The following is a 264-nucleotide window of genomic DNA, read 5'->3' as shown; positions in this document are numbered from 1 at the left end:
TTCAACGGTGTCGTGCTCGCAATACCGAAACGCATCATTGCTTCAGGCTTACTCATCCCACCATCAACCACAGCCTTCGCTGCGGCGACCTTGGTCTCATAGTCGTATCTGGTGTGCTTTACTCCCATGGCAAGAAGCCCGCCCTTCCCGATGACGCGGTACATTTTCTGCCACTCTCTCACAGTCGCGGCAGATATACCAAGCCTTTTGGCGGTCAGACGATAGCCACGTCCCTTCTCAAACATTTGTACTGCCTGTTTCCGA

1 protein-coding gene is annotated in these 264 nt (G+C 53.4%); it reads right to left on the bottom strand.

Features of this window, described 5'->3' with window-relative positions:
• The coding region (locus HMPREF2630_RS09475) for a helix-turn-helix domain-containing protein (protein ID WP_143131609.1) at window positions 1-264 on the bottom strand (264 nt) is incomplete at both ends.

This window comes from Rothia sp. HMSC072B03 (assembly GCF_001809565.1).
Classification (GTDB): domain Bacteria; phylum Actinomycetota; class Actinomycetes; order Actinomycetales; family Micrococcaceae; genus Rothia; species Rothia mucilaginosa_A.
The sequence above is the reverse complement of the archived record's forward strand: the minus strand, read 5'-3'. Positions and strand labels throughout refer to the sequence as shown.